This is a genomic window from Mesorhizobium sp. B1-1-6, assembly GCF_006443035.1.
GTDB lineage: Bacteria > Pseudomonadota > Alphaproteobacteria > Rhizobiales > Rhizobiaceae > Mesorhizobium.
Genome location: NZ_VFWR01000012.1, coordinates 169,345 through 188,111, shown reverse-complemented (window position 1 = coordinate 188,111; position 18,767 = coordinate 169,345). Strand labels below are relative to the sequence as shown.

Annotated in this window: 14 protein-coding genes and 1 pseudogene; 4 read left to right on the top strand and 11 right to left on the bottom strand. The window is 62.2% G+C overall.

Annotation, left to right across the window (positions count from 1 at the left end; all coding sequences use genetic code 11):
• Positions 1-14: 14 nt before the first annotated feature.
• From FJ979_RS23660 to FJ979_RS23630, 7 genes are read right to left on the bottom strand one after another with little or no spacing between them, the layout of a single operon-like run.
• Entirely contained in the window at positions 15-1,118 is a 1,104-nt protein-coding gene (locus tag FJ979_RS23660) for a glycosyltransferase (RefSeq protein ID WP_140583966.1), read from the bottom strand.
• On the bottom strand, positions 1,118-2,209 hold the full coding sequence (locus FJ979_RS23655; protein ID WP_140497408.1) for a glycosyltransferase: 1,092 nt from the start codon (positions 2,207-2,209) through the stop codon (positions 1,118-1,120). Before FJ979_RS23655 ends, FJ979_RS23660 begins: the two co-directional genes overlap by 1 nt.
• Positions 2,206-3,336, bottom strand: a complete 1,131-nt coding sequence (locus FJ979_RS23650; protein WP_140555677.1) for a glycosyltransferase — start codon at positions 3,334-3,336, stop codon at positions 2,206-2,208. The genes FJ979_RS23655 and FJ979_RS23650 overlap by 4 nt, the downstream gene beginning before the upstream one ends.
• 2 nt (positions 3,337-3,338) lie before the next feature.
• Entirely contained in the window at positions 3,339-4,439 is a 1,101-nt protein-coding gene (locus FJ979_RS23645; RefSeq protein ID WP_140583965.1) for a glycosyltransferase family 4 protein, read from the bottom strand.
• Positions 4,424-5,716, bottom strand: a complete 1,293-nt coding sequence (locus FJ979_RS23640; protein ID WP_140497414.1) for a TIGR04295 family B12-binding domain-containing radical SAM protein — start codon at positions 5,714-5,716, stop codon at positions 4,424-4,426. Before FJ979_RS23640 ends, FJ979_RS23645 begins: the two co-directional genes overlap by 16 nt.
• A complete protein-coding gene (locus FJ979_RS23635; protein WP_140583963.1) occupies positions 5,713-6,792 on the bottom strand; it encodes an NAD-dependent epimerase/dehydratase family protein in 1,080 nt (359 codons plus the stop codon). Before FJ979_RS23635 ends, FJ979_RS23640 begins: the two co-directional genes overlap by 4 nt.
• Positions 6,789-7,895 carry an SDR family NAD(P)-dependent oxidoreductase gene (locus FJ979_RS23630; RefSeq protein WP_140497418.1) on the bottom strand — a complete coding sequence of 369 codons (1,107 nt, stop codon included), beginning with the start codon at positions 7,893-7,895 and terminating at the stop codon, positions 6,789-6,791. Before FJ979_RS23630 ends, FJ979_RS23635 begins: the two co-directional genes overlap by 4 nt.
• Positions 7,896-8,111: 216 nt before the next feature.
• Here FJ979_RS23630 and FJ979_RS23625 point away from each other — a divergent pair, with 216 nt between their 5' ends.
• Positions 8,112-8,384: a hypothetical protein gene (locus FJ979_RS23625; RefSeq protein ID WP_140497420.1), complete on the top strand. Its 273-nt coding sequence runs from the start codon at positions 8,112-8,114 to the stop codon at positions 8,382-8,384.
• A gap of 40 nt (positions 8,385-8,424) precedes the next feature.
• Here FJ979_RS23625 and FJ979_RS23620 read toward each other — a convergent pair whose 3' ends face one another.
• Positions 8,425-9,123: a response regulator gene (locus tag FJ979_RS23620; protein WP_224617831.1), complete on the bottom strand. Its 699-nt coding sequence runs from the start codon at positions 9,121-9,123 to the stop codon at positions 8,425-8,427.
• 185 nt (positions 9,124-9,308) lie between these two features.
• Here FJ979_RS23620 and FJ979_RS23615 point away from each other — a divergent pair, with 185 nt between their 5' ends.
• Both FJ979_RS23615 and FJ979_RS23610 read left to right on the top strand, forming a co-directional pair.
• A complete protein-coding gene (locus tag FJ979_RS23615) occupies positions 9,309-12,416 on the top strand; it encodes a CheR family methyltransferase (protein ID WP_140583962.1) in 3,108 nt (1,035 codons plus the stop codon).
• A complete protein-coding gene (locus FJ979_RS23610; RefSeq protein WP_140515210.1) occupies positions 12,413-12,784 on the top strand; it encodes a response regulator in 372 nt (123 codons plus the stop codon). The genes FJ979_RS23615 and FJ979_RS23610 overlap by 4 nt, the downstream gene beginning before the upstream one ends.
• A 404-nt stretch (positions 12,785-13,188) precedes the next feature.
• Here FJ979_RS23610 and FJ979_RS23605 read toward each other — a convergent pair whose 3' ends face one another.
• From FJ979_RS23605 to FJ979_RS23585, 3 genes and pseudogenes are all read right to left on the bottom strand, one after another.
• The gene (locus FJ979_RS23605) at positions 13,189-14,367 is read right to left on the bottom strand and encodes a zinc-dependent alcohol dehydrogenase (protein ID WP_140497428.1); all 1,179 of its coding nucleotides are present in this window, start codon (positions 14,365-14,367) and stop codon (positions 13,189-13,191) included.
• Positions 14,368-14,439: 72 nt separating this feature from the next.
• Positions 14,440-15,225 carry an SDR family NAD(P)-dependent oxidoreductase gene (locus FJ979_RS23600; RefSeq protein ID WP_140583960.1) on the bottom strand — a complete coding sequence of 262 codons (786 nt, stop codon included), beginning with the start codon at positions 15,223-15,225 and terminating at the stop codon, positions 14,440-14,442.
• 805 nt (positions 15,226-16,030) lie between these two features.
• Positions 16,031-18,363 (bottom strand): annotated as a pseudogene (locus FJ979_RS23585) (FdhF/YdeP family oxidoreductase).
• Between the two features lie 178 nt (positions 18,364-18,541).
• Here FJ979_RS23585 and FJ979_RS23580 point away from each other — a divergent pair.
• Positions 18,542-18,760, top strand: coding sequence for a hypothetical protein (locus FJ979_RS23580; protein WP_140497436.1), 219 nt, complete (start codon positions 18,542-18,544; stop codon positions 18,758-18,760).
• The last annotated feature ends 7 nt before the right edge of the window (positions 18,761-18,767 follow it).

Genomic DNA, 18,767 nt, shown 5'->3' with positions numbered 1-18,767 from the left:
CTCCTGTCTCTCAGTCATGCTGCGGTTCCGATATCGAGATCGATCATCGCCGCTCTCGGTCGTGTCAGCAGCGACACGAATTCGCGGGCCCTGGCCGCACCGGTATGTGCTGCCAGGACGAGTTCGCGCGCCCGGCCGGCCATGGCGAGCCGGGCGCGCTCGGATTCCCTGAGCAGGATATCGACGATGTCATCCCCCTTGTCGGCCGTGCGGATCGCCGAAGCAGGAAAGAAGCTGTCGAGACCTGGCCAGCGATCGCTGATAATCGGCGTACCGCAAGCGGCCGCTTCGAAAAGGCGCACGCTGGGGGACCATCCGGCGGCGATCATTGATCTGCGCGTGACGTTGAGCGTGTAGCGCTGGCGGCTATAGAAAGCGGCATGATCGGCCGGCGGCAAATGTTCGATGCGTTCGACATTTTCGGGCCAGACGATGTCGGGCGGATATTGCGAGCCGGCGACGACGAAACGGCGGTCCGGCATGCGCCGTGCGGGCTCGAGCAACAGCGCGTTCAGCATTGCCTGCCGGTCCGTGCTGTAAGTGCCGAGATAGCCGAGATCCCAGCCGACCGGGTCGGCGGTTCGATGATGCCGTTGCGGGTCGACCGAACAGTAGAGTGGCTCGGCGCGGCGCGCGCCGAAATCCTCCGTCAGTCGGCCAAGCGTCGGCCCGCCGGTGAAGGAGAAATAGACATCGAAATACGGAATCTGGCGCCTACAAAGATAGTCGCATTCATCCGTCGAAAGCTTTGCCAGGGTCACCGGCGTGTCGATGTCATAAAAGCAGAGCGCCCCCTTGCAGAGCGCCGCGGCAATGTCGATGACCGCGCGCCCCTCCGGAACGAAGGACCCGACGACCACGACATCCGCCTGTTGCAGGCATCGTGCGCAGTCCTGTTGCAACTCCTGCGTCGTTTCGTAGTAGCGCAGAGTGCAGAAATCGGGATCGCGCAAGTCGCGATGATGGGCGTACCACGGCACGTTGCGCTCCAGGAATGTCACACGATGGCCGAGTTCGTGCAGGCCCTTCAGCAGGCCTCGAAATGTCGTGGCGTGGCCGTTTCCCCAGGACGAGGAGAGGGACAGGCCGAGAAAGACGATGTTGAGCCGCTTGGTCATCACGCCGCCTCCACGGTCCCGCGCTCGAAGTGCCGCCTCAAGACCGTATCGGTCACGGCCGCTCTCATGGCGTAGGTATGTTCACCGCGGACGCGGCGCAGCGCGGACGCGCCGATCGCCTTTGCCCGATTGGGGGTCAAGGTGCGCATGATTTCGGCGACATCGCCGCCGTCGCGTGCGACCAGGATCTCCTCGCCGGGTTTCAGGAACAGTTCGACGCCCAGCCACGCATCCGTGATGAGGCAGGCACCGGCGCCCGCCGCCTCGAAAACCCGAGTGGCGGGCGAAAAGCCGTTTGCGGCCATGCTGTCGCGGCTGATGTTCAACACGGCCTTCGGGGTGACGTTGAAGGCGTTGTGGTCACGGGTGCCGACGTGGCCGAGCCAACCGACATTGGCGGGAAGCGGCTTGTCGCCCCAGCCCGATCCGCCAAGCAGGAAACGCTGCTCCTGCAAACGGCTGGCCGGATCGAGAAAAAACGCCTCGACGCGCGCCTCACGGTCCGGCAGCCGGTTTCCGAGGAAAGCGAGGTCGCAAGCAAAACGCGCCTGACTGGCGACTGGATAATGCGTTTCAGGATCGAGCGCATTGTAGATCGGCACGCATTCCTTCGCTCCCATGGCGCGATAGGCCCAGACCACGGGGTCGCCGCCGCCATAGGTCAACACAAGATCGATTTGCCGCAGCGCGGCATGCAGCGGATGGTCCGGTTCATCGCGCAATTGGCCGAGCGTCGCTGGAGCATCCACGTCCCAGAACACGACGAGCGCGTCAGGACGCGCGTGATCGAGCACGGCGCGCAGCAGCGCCTCATCCTCGAAACCGACGCCGCTCGCCTTGACGACGATATCCGCCTCGGCGGCGCACGCCGCCACCTGCATCAGCGCGTGCTGGGTCGCCTCGTACACGACGACGGCGCACCAATCCGGCGCCTCGATGTCGCGGTTGTTCCGGCGGTCATAGACGTCAGGTTCATAGAAGGTGATTTCGTAGCCGAGTTGGGAAAGCGCCTTGAGCAACCCACGGTAATAGGTAGCGGCGCCGTTCCAGTAGGACGACAACAGGCTCGATCCATAAAAAGCGATCTTCATTCAGCAGCTTCCTTTGCGGCGGTCGGATTGGTGATGTGTTGAGGTCCGCATTCGGCGAGCACGCCGAACAACTCGTCCACGCGGTGCCGGCATGTGTGCCGCAGGCGGATGGTCTCGAGACCAGACGCCGCCAGGGAGGCAGCGAAATCCGCGTCGCCGAGTACGGCCCGGAGGTGTCGCCGCATCTGGGAGCCATTGTCCGCAAACAGGAAATCGACGCCTGGCCTGAACAGTTGCTCGGTGTCGGACCATGGGGCCGAAATCAGCGGAATGCCGCAGGCGAGCGCCTCGAACACGCGGATGGTCGGAATGCCGGGCAGGCCTTCCCGATAGGGGCGGCGCGGAACATGCACCGTGACACGATGCGCTGCGAACGCCTTCGGCACGTCGGCATTGGCGATCCAGCCTTCATGGCGCAGGCCGGCGGCTGCGAGATCGGCGAGCGCCTGCCTGGGGTAGCGCACGCCATGAACGGTGGCATCGAGGCCGAGTTCGTGCACCGGCTCGATCAGAAATTCCTTGAGCTCCGCGGTACGCTCGTCGTCGCCCCAGTTTCCAATCCAGATCAGATCGGAGGTCGGGCGGATCTCAGGATGCGGTCTGAACAGGCGGTCGTCAGCCGCCTCGTGCCAGGTGAAGACGCGTTTGCCCCACCCGGCGCGCAGGTAGCTCTCGCGCAGGGCTTCGCCAAAGGCGAGGACGCCGTCGTAATGCTCCAGCCGGAGCGCCGAGATCGCCTCGGTCGCCGACACGGCGCGGTGGTGGGTGTCGTGAAACAGGAGGATGAAGTTGCCGCCGTTGGCCCTGGCGCGACCAAGGCGCGCGACGAGGTCCGGCTCGGTCCATTCATGGACGACCACCACGTCCGCATCGGCGATCCAGGCCTCGTGGTCGAAGCCGGCATCGTAGGTCACCGGCATCAGCTCGGGGAAATCGTTCCTGAAGCGCTCGATGGCGAAGGAGCCCTTCTCGGCCAGCAGATTCGAGCGGCTCCAGCCGTCCGCCGGCTCCAGCGCGATCGCCTGATGCTGGCGCGCGACCAGCTCCCGCATGACGCCGCGCAGGAAATGTGCGTTGCCGTGGTTCCAGTCGGAAACGACCGAATGGGTATAAAACAGAAAGCGCATGATCAGCGCTCCGCCATCGCTAGGGCCGCTTTGTCGTAGACGTAGCGCATGGCCGTTGCCTGCCTCGCCAGCGAAAACCTGCGGCTCCGGCGCAGGGCTGCCCGTCCGAGCTCCCGCCTGTGCTGCGCATCCGCGGAGAGACGGTTGATGCAGGCGGCGAGGTCGTGCGGGTCGCGCGCGTCGTAGAATAACGCGGCCCCGTCCCATAACTCGCGGTAGGTGGCGATGTCGGATAGGACCAGCGGCGTCGCCGACATGGCCGCTTCCAGCGTCGCCAGGCCGAACGGCTCGTAGAGCGATGGCGACACGAAGATTCCGGCGCGTGCCATCAGGGAGCGCATCTCATCATGCGGTAGCGCTCCGAGAGCGACGGCATGGCTGAAGCCGGCGCGCTGGCCGTCCGGACCTAGCGTGGAACCGGCTGCAAAGACGGGCCATTGCGTTATCGACGCGGCCTGGTCGATCACCGTGGCGTTCTTGGCTTCGTCCCACCAGCGGGCGGCGGCGAAGACGAGCGGTTGACGTTTTTCGGCTTTCGCAACCGGGCGGGCGCCGTTGGCGACGACATTGAGACGCGCGATTTGTCCATAGCAGGTTTCGAGCATTGCGGCGTGGCTGTGGCTCGGCGCGATGACGGCGTCGGCCCTGTCGAAGCCGCGCCTGTTGCGCTGCTTCTGCCAGTCCCATGCACTGTCCACCGCCTGTCCCTTGACCGCATGGAACCATGTGACCACGCAGGAATGCGAGACCACCACGACAGGGCAGGGCGCATCGAGCCCCACTGCCTGCGTCGGCGCATTGAGATGAACAAGGTCGATGGCGTGGTCACGAATGGGCGCATGCAGCTCCCCCGGCAACGCATCGAGGTCGCTGGCATTGCGGGTCATCCAGTCCGGCGGCGTGTTCAGCCAGCTCAGTGTCGCCAAGGACTGTGCTTCTTCGGCCTGTTGCGTGGATGGTTCCGGACCGAGACCGGCGAGCAAAACGCTGTCCCCGCCGTCCACGAATTCCCGCGCCAGATCAAGCGCGTACCGCCACACGCCGCCCACGGCATCGACCGTCATCAGGATGCGCCGCGAACGCGGGGTCAGTGTCCGCAACATGTCGCCTCCAGTTCCGCCAGCGGACGCGGGCGCTTCTCCTGGATGTCGCTGAATTTTTGGAACGAGGCGAGATAGTGTTCATGCGCGCGCTCCCACGCGATGTCATCGGGCTCGCCCCAAAGCTCGCGATAGCTGGGCGAACTCGGGTAGGGATAGAGAGGTACCGGCTCATTGGCCCATACGCCGTTGTCGATCAGGTGGTTTCGCCAGTAGTCGACCAGGGCAGGGTCATCTTCGACCACGCCGATCAGATTGGCCTGGACGAACGGAACATGGCGTCTTGCATCGACGAGCAGCGCGGCGAGTTCCTCCGTGCCCAGGCGGCAGCGCTTGGCCAGCATGGCCCGGCCCTCCACTGTCAGGCTTTCGAGGCCCGCTTCGATGGACACGCAACCGGCCGCGCCAAGCAATTCCAGCAACTCGGGCTTCCACAGGTCGATGCGGGTCTGTACGCCGAATTTCACATCACGGTCGACCAGTGCCTCCAGCAAGGCTTTCTGCGGCAGGAAAATCTCGTCGATGAAGTAGATATAGCCAACACCTTGGGCGATCAGCCGGTCTATTTCCGTCACGACCGCCTCGTGGTTTCGGCGGCGATAGGCATCGCGGAAGTCCATCTTGGCGCAGAAGCTGCAATTGTAAGGGCAGCCGCGCGACGCCTCGACTTCCGCGCCGAACCCCACCTGGTGGTCGTCGAACCTGTGATGGTGGTGCGCGTGCGCGGCGATCCAGTCCGATGGCCATTCGAGCGGCGGATGGTCGATGAACGAACTGGCGTGGACACCGCCGTTCGAGATCAGCCTTGCTTCGCTAAAGTAGGCGGTTGACGACACCGCACTCCAATCATCGCGCCGTGCAAGGTCGGCCACGACCTCCTCGCATTCGCCGCGCACGATGATGTCGACGCCGAGCTTGCGCAGCGTTGGCGCCGGTGTCGCCGAGCCATGCGGCCCGACCGCGACGGTGCGCCCGCCCCGCCCGGCAAGGCGGTTGAGAAAATCGGCCGGCACGCGCAATTCCGGCGGCGCGCAGCGCCAGAACAGATAGGTCGGCGCGGTGGTGACGACCGTCATTGCCGGCGCGAACTCGGCCACCCGTTCGGAAAGGCTGGAATTGTCAAGCTTCTGAAGCTGTCCGTCCAGCATCAGCACCTCATGGCCAGCCCGTTCGAGCAAGGCTTTCGAGTAGCCGAGTTCCAGGGGTAGATGCGGTTGGCGGCAGCCGAAATAGATGCTGTCGTCGTAGGTCCAGAATGGGTTGACCAACGCGATTTTCATGCGACGTACCTCTCGGCTTCGGCGTGGGGTTCGAGCCGGTGACGCTGCAACCATTCGGCGAGGTCGCGGATGCCTTCTCGCCACGAAACATGCGCCGTCCAGCCAAGCGTGGTTTGCATCTTTCTCGTATCGGCGACGAAGAAGGGCTGGTCGCCCGTCCGCTCTGCCTCATAGCGGATCGACAGTGCTCGATCCGTCAGGCTGCCGATCTCGCTCAACAGCATGCGCAGGCTGAGCGCATTTTTCGGTCCGCCGCCGAGATTGAACGCCTGGCCCGTGATCGTCTCGATCCGGTCGAGCACGGCCCTGTAGGCTGCAACTGCATCGGAGACGTGCAGGATGTCGCGCACCTGCCTGCCGTCGCCGTAAATGGTTATCGGCCGCCCCGAAAGCGCGCAAAGCAGGAAGTGCGCAACCCAGCCCTGGTCCTCCGTTCCGAACTGGCGCGGGCCGTAGATGCAGCTCATCCGCACGACCGCCGTCGGCAAGCCATAGGACTTGGCGTAGTCGAGCACGTACTGGTCGGCCGCGCCTTTGGAGCAGCCATAGGGTGTGCAAAAGTCCAGGCTGCGGCCCTCGCCGATGCCCTCGGTGCGGATCGCAGGGTCGCAGGGCACATAGCGCTCGCCCTCCGGGCGAACCGCAATGTCGGGGAGGCTGCCGTACACCTTGTTGGTGCTGGCGAAGATCACCGGGATCCGTTCGCCGCTCTGTCGCGCCGCCTCCAGGACGTTGAACGTTCCTCTAAGGTTGATGTCGAAATCCTCGCCCGGCCGAACCAGGCTGGTGGTAACGGCGGTCTGCGCGGCCAGGTGGAATATGGCTTTCGACCCCGTGAGGGCCGAAGCCAAGCCGTTGGCGTCGCGCACATCGACGGTTTCCACGGTGAGGCGGCTTCCATGCTTGTGCGACAACCATTCAAGGTTCTGTTCGACACCAGCGCGACTGAGATTGTCGATCACCAGCACCGGCTCGCCGTCCGACAACAGGCTGTCGGCGAGATTGGACCCGATGAAGCCGCTGCCGCCGACGATGGCGACAGGTGCTTCGCGACGGTTGCGTCTACCCGGCTTCATGACACCAGCCCGCGTTCTTCGAGCTCGCGTTTCATGTCGGCGCCCCGATCGATGGCAATCGTGTTGCGCACCCAGGAAACAAAGTCGCCGAGCGAATTCTCCAATTGCCGCCCCGGCTCGAAACCGAGCAATTCACGCGCCTTGGAAATATCGGCGAAGCAGTTGCGAATGTCGCCGGAACGCGCTTTGCCGAGCAGCTCGGGTGAGCGGTCCGGCGTTCCCATGGCCTCGGCCAGCAGGCGCGCGACATCGCGGATCGCATAAGCCCGGCCGCTTCCGATGTTGATGACGTGGCCTTTTGCCTGGCGTTGCTCCAGTGCCAGGCGAAAGGCGCGGGCGACGTCACGTACATGAACGAAATCGCGCTTCTGCTGGCCATCTTCGAAGATCATCGGCCGCTTGCCGTTGGCCAGACGCGAGGCGAAGTTGGCCAGCACGCCGGTATAGGGGTTTGAAAGCGCCTGTCCGGCGCCGAAAACGTTGAACAGGCGCAGCGCCACCGCATCGACGCCATAGGCTTCGCCGAAGATCAGCACGGCGCGTTCCTGGGCATATTTCGTCAATGCATAGATGGAGGCGAGATCGATCGGCTTTTCTTCGTCTGTCGGCAACGGCGAGAGAGGTTCACCGTCCGCCGACAAGGGATCCCACTGTCCGCCTTTGAGGTCGTTGGCCTTGCGCCGGGCGTTGCCGACGCGCCGGCCGTCGGGCGTGGCATACAGACCTTCGCCGTAGACGCTCATCGAAGACGCGACGACGATCCGCTCGACCGGGTGCTTGATCAACACCTCGAGCAGTGTTGCAGTGCCGAGATCGTTGGCGCCGACATAGCGGGCGATCTCGTACATGGATTGGCCGACGCCGACTTCCGCAGCCAGGTGAACCACCCCGTCGACGCCCTTCAGCGCCTTGGTGACGGCTTCGCGATCGCGCACGTCGCCCTTGATCAGTTCGGCTCCAGCGGGAAGGTTGACGGCTTCGCCGGCATGCACCTGATCCAGCAATGCATCTAGGATGCAAACCGAATAACCGTGATCGGCGAATTCTTGTGCGACGTGGCGACCAATGAAACCACAGCCCCCTGTGACCAGTATACGTTTCACGACAACTCCTCGGACTGGTGACCTCGGCGTCCCCAACTTCTCGGCAAAAGCTTTGTTCCCTGGGCATCAACAAAGTTCTCCTGGCGGTTTCATTCGACAGCAGGCGCATCGCACCGCGCGACGGGTGCTGGAACATTGCCTGCCGTGTGCTGTTAGGACGCTCAACAGTTGCCGCGGTGCGTGCGCGGCGAGAGAGCAGGTCCAAAGGAGATTTCGATGTCGCAATCGCAGACGACCACCAATCACGAGGAGATTCGCAAATGGGCCGAGGAGCGGAACGGCCGGCCGGCAGTGGTGCGAACCAAGGGCGAGGGCGGCATCCTGCGGATCGATTTCGGCGAGCCCGAGGAGGCATTCGAACCAGTCGAATGGGATGAGTTCTTTCGGATATTCGATGAGAACCGTCTGGCTTTTCTTTACCAGGCCAACACCGGCGGCGGGCAGACCAGCCGTTTCAACAAGTTCGTCGAGCGTGACCAAAAGGGCTGACCGAGGCCCGGCCGGCGATCAATCGGAAACCTGGTTCGGCTCAGTTCAGAAGCCTTGCGCCGCTGGACTTTGCCAAATCGCGCATGATGGCGTTAAGCCAGTCTTCGGTGGACTGGCCGATCCGCCTTTGGTCGATGTCACGGATCGCTCGCTCAAGCGTCCTTTCGACAAGCCGGTCGGAGGCTTCCACATCCCCCAGCAACAGACGTGCCGCAAGCCTGAGTTTGGGCAGGAGCGAAAACACGTCGTCCGGCGAACTTGGCACAAAGCCGCTCGCCGCAGCCGGGCTTTGCGGCGGGAAAAGAGCATTGAATACAGCCCCGCTGCCCGAGGATTTTCGCAGGTTGCTGGCATGCCGGAGATGTTCGGGAATGGCGATATCGCTGTCACCGCTGAAAAACACGAACGGCACGCCGCGGCGCATCAGTTCGTCCGCGATCGGAAAGACACGTCGCCCGTTGAGGTTGACGTCGAGGATGGCAGCCTCGGCCGATTCAGTGTGCAATGATGCTTGTTCGACCGTCGCTGCCGGTCCCAGGATGATCGCACCCATATTGCTGAAATAACGGGCGAGATCTCCGGCTACCATCCATTCGTCTTCGACGATCAGAAGATGCACCCCTTGCAGATCGCGCACCTCGTCATCCTTTCTCGACCAGTATCTCGTGGAAACAGTCTCCCTGGCCGAGCCTGCTGGCGTGTCGGCACGAGCCCGGCCGAAATCGTCGAGCAATTCCACGCCGCTGACTCCATGTGCGTCGGGAGCTTTGTTTCAGAATGGACGTTTGGTCATTGAACACGTGAACTCCAAATTCAACGCCATCCGTCGCGACTTGTTCCGTATCTCCGCCGCGCCTATGCTTACCTGCTGTCCGCCTGCTTCATAAGTGATTTCGCACACAGGTGCTGAAAGGGGAACTTCCAGTGACAGCCCAGTCGAAAAGATTTCCCATCGTTGGCGTCGGCGCGTCCGCCGGCGGGATTCCGGCGATGGAAGGGCTGTTCAAGGGTATGGCCGATCAGCCCGGCATGGCGTTCGTCGTCATCACTCATCTCAGCCCCAAGCGAGAGAGCCTGTTGCACGAGGTCGTCGGCCGCTACACCGAAATGGCGGTCGAAATCGCGGCGGACGGCATGATCGTTCAACCAAACCACGTCTATGTCATGCCGCAGAACGTGACCATGACCATCGACAAGGGAATGCTGCGCCTGCGCCGGCCCAATGGGTTCAGCCAGGAGCGCAAACCCATAGACATCTTCTTCAGCGCACTTGCCGAAGACCAGGGCGAACATGCCGTCGGCGTCATCCTGTCGGGCGGAGATTCCGATGGAACTTTGGGCGCCAAGGCGATCAAGGAGCATGGCGGGCTCACCGTCGCGCAGATCTCCGACGGCTACGGCCCGCGCAACCCCGATATGCCGCAGAGCGCCATCACCAGCGGACTTATCGATATAGCCGCGCCCGCCGAGGAGATCGGCACGAAACTGGAAGCCTTCACGCGCGGCTTCGACGCGTTGAATGGGTTGGCGGAGGAGGATAGCGTCCGCACGGCGGGTATGGAAAAGGTCCTGTCCCAGATCTACGGCATCCTGCGCAGCCACTCAGGCCATGATTTCTCGGGCTACAAGACCAAGACGTTCCTGCGACGCATCAAGCGGCGCATGCAGATCGCGCAGATGCAATCCATTGGCGCATACGTGGAATGGCTGCAGAAGGACCCTCGCGAGGTGATGAACCTTTTTCGCGACCTGCTGATCAACGTCACCAACTTCTTTCGCGATCCCGAGGCCTTCGAACTGCTCGAGCGAAAGATCGTACCGCAACTCTTCGAAGGCAAGACCGCCAACGACATCATCAGGGTGTGGATTCCCGGCTGCGCCACAGGCGAAGAGGTGTTCTCCATCGGCATCCTGCTGCGCGAACATGTGGAAAAGCTCCCGGTCGTTCCGCGAATCCAGATATTCGCGACCGATATCGACGAACCGGCGCTGGCGGTGGCGCGGGCAGGGCGCTATCCTGAAGCCCTGCTGCAGGGACTTTCCCCCGAACGCCGCCAGCGGTTTTTCAATGGCGACGGGGACACCTATGTCATCAGCAACGAGATACGGGAGCTGTGCATCTTTTCGCCGCACAGCGTCGTTCGCGACCCGCCTTTCTCACGCATGGACCTGGTGTCGTGCCGTAACCTGCTGATCTATTTCGGCCCCGCCATTCAGAACCGGGTCATTCCTATTTTCCATTACGCCCTGAAGCCCGGCGGTTATCTTTTCCTCGGCACCTCGGAGAGCGTCGGACAGAACGACGATCTGTTCGCTACCGTCGACAAGAAACATCGCATCTTCCAGGCGCGGGAGCATGCCTCGCCGCATGTCAGGCTGCCGGCCCTGATCGGCGATGGCCGTTCAGGCGCATTCCCGTCCGAGAGCACTGGCTTGAGGAAGGGAGCCGCCGGTTATCCCCTACGCCAGGCGGTCGAGGCGCAGGTGCTGGAGCGCTTCGCCCCCCCGCATGTGCTGGTCAACGCCGAGGGCGATGTCGTCTACTACTCAGCTCGCACCGGCAAATATCTCGAAGCGCCGCAAGGCATTCCCAGCCGGCAACTGTTGACAATGGCGCGCCGTGGGCTGCGACTCGACCTGCGCGCCGCGCTGCGGGAAGCGACGTCGACGCGCCGGACCGTCATACGGGAAAATCTCACGGTCGAGGAGGATGATGAGCGGATCCAGCCGATCAAGCTCACCATTGAGCCGCTGGCGGAACGCGACAATGGCGAGCCGCTCTATCTCGTCCTGTTCGAACCGTCGGGACCTACGCAGATCCGCACAGACGAAGGCGGCAGCCATGACACCGACAGCACCGCCGATCTGGAGCGAGAACTGCGCGATGCGAGGGAGCGCCTGCAATCGACGATCGAGGAATATGAGACCGCACTGGAAGAGGTGAAATCGTCCAACGAGGAACTCGTCTCTGTCAACGAGGAGGCCCAGTCGACCAATGAGGAACTTGAGGCCTCGAAGGAGGAAATGCAGTCGCTCAATGAGGAACTGAACACTATCAATGCCGAGTTGACGAACAAGATCGAGGAACTCGATCACGCCAACAGCGATCTGCGCAACCTGTTCGAAAGCACGGAGATCGCGACCATTTTCCTCGATCGCAATCTGGTGGTGCGGACCTTCACGCCCGCGGCTTCGTCGTTCTTCAGTCTGCGACCCTCCGACGTCGGCCGGCCGCTGACGGACCTGTCGAGCCAGTTGGAGTATCCCGAGTTGAAGCAGCATATCGCCGAGGTGTTCGAGACAGGCGAGACCCTGAACCACCACCTTGCGCGCGACAGCGCCGGGCGGTTTCACATGGTCCATATCAATCCCTATCGGGACAAGAGCAACCGCGTTCAGGGTGTGGTCGTGACACTGGTCGACGTCACCACTCTGGCTCAGGCGGAAGAACATCAGCAGGTTCTCATCTCTGAGCTCAACCACCGGGTCAAGAACATGTTGGCGGTGATCGTCAGCATTGCGAGCCGCACGCGGGAGAAATCCGTGTCGAAGGATGAATTCGCGGAAGCCTTGATCGGGCGCTTGCATGCGATGTCGCGGGCCTATGGGTTATTGAGCCGGAAAAGCTGGAAGGAAGCTTCGGTCAGCGAGCTGCTTCACCAGGAGCTCGAGCCGTTTGGCATTGAACGGTTCGAACTGAACGGCCAGGAGATAGAACTTGGACCGCAACAGGGCCTTTCCCTTAGCATGGCCGTCCACGAACTGGCCACCAACGCGGCCAAATATGGCGGTCTTTCCAAACCTCGTGGCAAGGTGGTGGTGATGTGGTCGATCGCTGACGACATGTTTACGCTTACCTGGCGCGAGAAGGACGGTCCCCCTGTCAATGAACCCGTCGGCAGCGGCTTCGGCCTCACGCTGCTGCAGGGAGAGATCGGCTACAGGCTTGGCGGTCATGTCGAAACCGCTTTTCGCAAGGAAGGCCTCAACGTTCAGATCGCATTTCCCGTTAACCGGAAGGAGGGGTCGTGAACGACGGACCGCGCGTCCTGGTTGTCGAGGATGAATGGCTGATCGCGGAAGACACCGCGTTGGTCCTGCGTAGCGCCGGTTACCAGGTGGTCGGTCCCGCGCCTTCGGTAGCCGCGGCGCTTCGTCTCGTCGGCTCGGACAAGATCGACATGGCGTTGCTGGACATTCAGTTGAACGGTGAAACGAGCCTGCCCCTCGCGGAGACATTGCAGGCGCAGGGTGTTCCCTTCGCCCTCATGACGGGATTTGGCGCGCGCGACCTACCGGCATCCTTTCGCGACTGCAAATTCGTGCCCAAGCCGGCGACTGAAGCAGCTATCCTGGCTGCGTTGGCCGACCTGGGGTCGCTGCGCGACGTTTCGCGTTGACGGGCACTCGAAGGGCGCCATAGGATCAGTCCAAGGGCTTGTCCGTCGGTCGCGGAGTCGTGCTGGGCTGACGGGGACGACCGGCATTTCGATTGGCTGTGGGATTGTCCAGGGGAGGGGCTGAAGGGTGAGATCCTCCGGCAGTCTTCGGCGTCGGCGATTTCGCCCCTGCGTCCGTAGCACCGGCGTCTCGCCTCGGGTGTGGCAAACCATCGGTGTTCGGAGACCGAATAACGGGTTTCGAGCGAGAATTCTCGTTGGCCATGGCGGCACCCTTCTTCCGAACCGAACTCAGCGGGTCAATCGCCGACACAACAGAAAGTTCCGAACTGCCAATGCCGATCGGGCGGGCGTCCAACGGATGCCGGGAATGAGACAGCTCTTGCCTCTGGAACCGCGACATCTCAGCCATGCGGCCGCATAACCACCTTGATGCAACCATCCTGCTTGTCTCGGAAGGTCTTGTAGAGGTCCGGCCCGGCTTCGAGCTCGGCTCTGTGGGTGATGACGAAAGACGGGTCGATCTCGCCATTCTGGACCTTGGCCAGAAGTGGTTCGAGATAGCGCTGGGTATGGGTTTGGCCCATTCGGAAGGTCAGCCCCTTGTTCATCGCGGCGCCGAACGGGATGTGATCGACCAGGCCGATATAGACGCCGGGAACCGAGATGGTGCCGCCCTTGCGGCAGCAATAGATCGCCTCTCGCAGCACATGCGGCCGATCGGTGCCGAGATAGACGGCGGCCTTCACCTTGTCGAGCATGGCGTCGGCGCTGGCGCCGGGGTCGGATTCAGTGCCGACGCAGTCGATGCAGCGATCCGGGCCGCGGCCGTCGGTCATCGCCATCAGTGCGTCGTAGATATTGGAATTGCTGAAGTCGAGCGTCTCGGCTTTGCCGTGTTCACGCGCCATGGCCAGCCGCTCCGGCACCTTGTCGATGGCGATGACGCGGCCGGCGCCGAGCATCCACGCGCTCTGGATGGCGAATTGGCCAACCGGGCCGCAACCCCATATCGCGACCGTATCGCCCGGCTCGATGCCGGCGTTCTCTGCCGCCATGTAGCCGGTCGGGAAGATGTCGGAGAGAAACAGCACCTGTTCATCTTCCATTCCCTCCGGCACCTTGATCGGACCGACATCGGCGAACGGAACCCGCAGATATTCCGCTTGTCCGCCCCAATAGCCGCCGACAAGATGCGAATATCCGAAAAGGCCGGCCGGCGATTGCCCCATCGCTTCGGCGGCCTGTTTTGCGTTGGGATTCGAGCGGTCGCAAAGCGAAAACAGCCCGTTCTGGCAAAACCAGCACTCGCCGCAGGAAATGTTGAACGGCACCACCACCCGGTCACCCTTCTTGAACTTCGAATGGCCCTGACCAACCTCCACCACTTCGCCCATCGTCTCGTGGCCAAGCACGTCGCCCGATTTCATCGTCGGCATGTAACCGTTCATCAGGTGGAGGTCGGAGCCGCATATGGCGCAGCACGTAACCTTGATGATCACGTCGCGGTCATCCTCGATGACGGGATCGGCCACTTGGTCGCAGCGTATGTCGCCTTTGCCGTGCCATGTAAGGGCTTTCACGATGTTGCTCCTGAGTTTCGAGGGCGCGTTTCAACGCGCGTTTCTCGTGCGTGGCGCCGGAGATGCCGCCGGTCAGTCCTGGGACGCCGAGCCCGGGGCCGCCATCTCGCGGTGCTGTTCGGCCAGCGTACCCGCTGGCGTGACATGCGCAGCGGCGACCTGCAGCTTGTTCTTCCAGCCGCTGACCACCTGTTCTTCGCCAGTCATCATCGCTTCGTAGCCGGCCTTGGCAACGTCGGCCGGATTGTCCTTCTCGTCGGTGCCGACCTTGGTGTCCATCATCTCGGCGCGTTCGAAGAAGCGTGTCTGCGTGGCGCCGGGCATCAACACGGTCACCGTGACGCCGGTGTCCTGCAATTCGTGACGCAAGGCGATCGCGAAGGAATCGATGAATGCCTTGGTGCCGTTGTAGACGGCTTGGAAAGTCCCGGGCATGAAACCGGCGATCGACCCGGTGACAAGAATGCGCCCGCGCCCGCGGCGAGCCATCTTGGCGCCGAGTTCATGCGCGAGATACACCGTTCCGGTGATATTGGTGTCGATGATGCGCCGGATCTTCCCCCAGTCCTGGTCGACGAAGCCATTGCCGAGCCCGCGTCCAGCGTTGAGAAACAGCAGGTCGATGTCACGCTCGCCAATTCGGGAGATCAGCCGATCCACGCCTTCGACGGTCGCGAGATCGGCCTCGACGGCTTCGACTGCGATATTATGTGAGCCGAGTGCCTCGGCGGCCTGCTGGATTGCCGGTTCATCAGCCGCAACGACGAGATCGTAGCCGTCCTTCGCGCAGAGTTTCGCAAGTTCCTTGCCTATGCCGCTCGAGGCGCCGGTGACCACTGCGAGTTTTGCATCCGTCATGATTTCCTCCGTCGTGCCGGCCGAACCAGCAGAGGAGATGATTGTTCCGTGGATCGGTATCGTCCGGTCGGCGCCCGCCGGGAGTCTGACTTCTGCTCTTGGCCGGGCGATGGATTTTCGGAATTCGGGCGGGAACAACGGGTTGGTCCCGCAGTTCGGCGCGTGCAGGAGGAACATGATGCAACATGCTGATAAGATCGCGCTCCGGCGTGTGAAAATGCTGGTCGAGCAATATGTGCTGACCAGGAGCAGGCGATATGATTTCGTGTCGACGGAGCTGGCTTGCAGGGCCATTCGTGAGGTGATGCGCAGCCCCATCGAAGATGCCGAACTGGATCGCATGTTGGCCAGAAGCGCGGCCAGGCAGGGGCTTTCGGTGCGATTCGACCGGATGGAAGCTTGGCAGGCTGCTTCGCCATCTCCCACCGAAGGAGTATCGATATGAGAGCCGTGTTGCTGATGCTGGCACTGGTTTGTCTGGCCGGGTGCAACAATCCCGATCCCGACAAATCCAAAGCGGATACGAACAGTCAGCCGGTCGACAAAAACCCCACAACCGACACGAACCCCACCCCACAAACCACCACCGGCGGAGATCAGCAAGGCACCCAACCGGCCCAGCCGGCATCCCCTAAGCCGGCTGGCGGCTAGCTACGGCCTGGCCCACCAGACTGGGACCGCCATAGAGCAGTTCATCGTCTGCGGAAACGGCTAACCACTCTGTGTTGTTGTTTTTGCGCAATTCCTATGGGAAAGCGCACCGCGCTTTTCCCTGGAAAGCCGTACACACTTTTCCTGGATTGCTTTAGTGGCGCGCCGAGCTTCTCGTTTTGGGTTCCCTGGCAACAATTCTGACGGGAACCGACTTTACGGCGGGGACGTGAGCCTTCTTGGCCCGGTGCCACAGAGGAACCAGGGGATTGAGTTCCGGATAATAACCGGCGCAGTTGCCTTCGGGCACGGAGTAGGGGGTGATGCGCAAACCTCGAACCCGCCGCTCCACGCCATCGTCGGCATGGGTTTCCAGATCGATTTCCTGCCCGGCGCTCAATCCGAACCGCTGAATGTCGGCCTCGTTCATCAACAGGACCATGCGTGTGCCGTGTATGCCGCGCAGTCTGTCATTGTACCCATAGACGGTGGTATTGAACTGGTCATTGGAGCGCACCGTTATGAGCGTCAGCACATTGTGACCCGAAACATCGATGTCCGGGTCTGTTTCAAGCGTCGTCGGCAGCTTGAAATTGGCTTTCTTGTTCGGCGTCTCCCAGACCCGTTTCGAGGCCTTGATATCGCGGTGAAAGCCTCCCGGCGTCAGGAACCGCTTGTTGAACTCACGAAATGCTGCGGGTAACAACGCTCGATCTCATCGCGGATAAGGGAATAATCGGCGACCCATTTATCCCACGGGATCGAACTCACCCCCGATACGGTGGCCTTGGCCAGTTCCGCCACGATCTTCGGTTCGGAAAGCAGATGCGGTGAAGCCGGCGGACGCGAACCGAAGGAGCCGTGGATACAGGCGGTGGAGTCCTCCATCGAAACGGTCTGGTCGCCGCTCGCCTGATGGTCCCTTTCCAGCCGCGACAGGCAGGGCAGCAGATAGGTCACCGCCCCCGGCAGGAGATGACTGCGGTTGAGCTTGGTGGCGACTTCGACATGCAGCCCAAGCCGACGCCATGCTTTCTCGATCAGGCCGGTTTCGGGCACGGCGCGAACGAAATTGCCGCCGAGTCCGATGAAGCCTTTCACCGAGCCGGCGATGACGCCCTCGCAGGCCTCGACCGTGTCGAGACCCTTCTCGCGTGGCGGCTCGAAATCATAGAACCGGGCGAACTTGTCGAGCGGAACGAGCTCGGGTTTTTCGGATATGCCGACAGTGCGCTGGCCCTGTACATTGGAATGGCCGCGCAGCGGTGAAATGCCGGCGCCGGGCTTTCCCATGTTGCCGCGCATGAGCAGCAGATTGCATAGCATCTGGACGTTCTCGGTACCGTGCCGGTGCTGTGTCAAACCCATGCCGTAATTGCCGATCACCGCATTGGAGCGGCTGTAGACCTCGGCAACATGTTCGAGATCCGCCTGCGCTATTCCCGAGCGCCTGACGACTTCGTCCCACCTGGCTGCCCGCAGGTAAGCCTCGAATTCGGCAAAACCATCCGTGTGCTCGGCAATGAAATCGACGTCGAGGACGCGCGGATTCCCGTGTTCCCGTGCCGCGTCGTCGAGCGCCAGCACCGCCTTGGCGATGCCGGTCATGGCGGCGATATCGCCGCCGCTGCGGACCTGGAAGAAGTCGCTGGACATCTTCGTGCCGGGCCCCGGCGACAGCATCTCAAGGGGATCTTGCGGATTCTTGAAGCGCTTCAGCCCCCTTTCCGGCAAGGGATTGAAGGTGAACACCGGCACCCCGCGTTGACGAGCCTCTTGCAGCGGATGCAGCAGCCGCGGCGCCGTCACCCCGGTGTTGTGGCCAAAAAAGAACATCATGTCGCACTGGGAGAAGTCCTCGAGCTGCACGGTTCCAACCGGCGAGCCGATCGATTCGGGCAGCCCGACCGAGGTCGATTCGTGGCACATGTTGGAAGAATCGGGCAGGTTCGATGAGCCATAGATACGCGCAAAGAGCTGATACATGAACGAAGCCTCCAACGAGGCCCGGCCGGATGTGTAGAAGACGACCGATTTCGGATCGAGCCGCCGAAGCTCCATCCCGATCTCGAGGAACGCGTCATCCCAGGAAACCGGTTCATAGCGGTCGGTTACGGCATTGTAGCGCAGGGGATCCGTAAGCCTGCCCTGTTTTTCGAGGTCACGATCCGGCCAGTCGAGCAGTTCGGTGACCGTATGTCGTGCGAAGAAATCGGGGCCGCAACGCAGCTTCGTCTGATCCCACATGGTCGCCTTCGCGCCATTTTCGCAGAACTCGAAGGGCCGCGGATCGGCCGGCTTGGCCCATGAACAGGAAACGCACATGTAGCCATCGGCTTTGTTCTGCTTGAGCAGCGTGCTCCATATGCCCGACATCAGCAGGCCTTCGCCGTATGCCTTGCGGACCAATGACCTCAGGGATCCCCATCCGCCTGTGGGATGGTTGTATTTTTTTGTTTCAATACGGTCGGTTACGGCAGGTTTCATCGAGATCGTCCTTGAAGAACCGATACCGAACCTCGCCCGTCACCGATTGTTCCCGCGGCTCCGTGCAGAGTTGGGGTCGAATCTTGCGGGTCGAAGCCGACGCGACCGAGGAGTGATCGCGGCCGGTCGTGGAACTATTTTCGTGATCGGCTGTTCGGCTTGGGAAGGGAGCCTAGCAATGGTGCGACGCAATGCAGTGCTTTCGCTCGTGATAGCCGCCATCATCATCATCGGCTTCCTCATAGGATTTCTCTATGCCGACATGGGCTGGCATACCTCGCCACTGAAGCGGGCGCCTGAACAGAACCGGGGCGGTAACGCGCCGACGGATACTTCGCCAGCCGCGGGTGTCCGGAAAAATCCCCAGGAAAACACCGAAATGCCGGGGCAGCAGTAGCGACCTC